This window comes from Arthrobacter livingstonensis, from assembly GCF_003219815.1.
GTDB lineage: Bacteria > Actinomycetota > Actinomycetes > Actinomycetales > Micrococcaceae > Specibacter > Specibacter livingstonensis.
Genome location: NZ_QJVD01000116.1, coordinates 1 through 910 on the forward strand (window position 1 = coordinate 1; position 910 = coordinate 910).

Annotated in this window: 1 protein-coding gene; it reads right to left on the reverse strand. The window is 41.9% G+C overall.

Going from position 1 to position 910, the window contains the following annotated elements; all coding sequences use genetic code 11:
* Positions 1 to 220: 220 nt before the first annotated feature.
* The coding region (locus CVV68_RS25195) for an NS1 family protein (RefSeq protein ID WP_146239014.1) at positions 221 to 910 on the reverse strand (690 nt) is incomplete at its 5' end.

Sequence of the window (910 nt, forward strand, 5' to 3'; positions counted from 1 at the left end):
ACGCGTGATCAGTAGAAACAAGGGTGTTTTTTATCATTAAATAAGCTGAAACGAGAAAGTTCTTATCTCTTGCTCCACTTCAAGCAATAGTTGTAAGGCTTGCATAAAAGTTATTTGCTCAAAGCTATTCTCCGTAATTTTTAATCTATGTCGTACTTCTTCAATCAACCATCTTATTTCTTCGAACTTCTGGCTTAACTGTTCTCTCCATTTCCCGTTTCTACTTTGTAGGGAGTGGAGATCTCCCATCCTCATCGCTGCTTCTCCAAGCGAATCTCTGTAGAGTTTCAGAGACTCGAACTGTGTTATCATTCCATTCAAATCCTCCGATGAGGATCTCAATTGCATTTTTGACATCCTTGTCAGTATGTCCTGGAAGAGAAGGTAATGGTGAGATTTCGCCTACTATTGCTCCTTCTTCCGTAAAAGCTCTAAGTAGTATCAGGGCTTCAAGCCGATTGAAAATCACACTGAAATTTGCTTTCAATGTGATGTTTTTGTCCACTATTGCTTGGTCCATTCTAATGCATAGGGATCCTGTTATTTTCTGTTTGGGAATGAGCATTAACCAATCTCTTGACATTTCTTCAAGAGTCATGTCAGTTAGATAGCGTGGAGCTGGCACTGAAGCAATACTCATTTTAAATGCTTCATCTGACTCTTCCTCTAAAATCCGCTCCACTATATGCTTTCCTTCACGCGTGGCAGCTCTGATGTCAAGACCAAGAGTGCTGCTTCTTCCTCTCAGGGACTTCTGATCTCGGCGAAGCCGGTCTAGAAATGGGGCATCACCCATTTCTTGGTCTGCAAATCGTTTGCGGACATGCCAAAGAAAGCAGTCTACCTGGAAGCTTGACACAGTATTGGAATCCATTATGTTTTTGTCACCCTGCTTTTGCTGATCACGCGT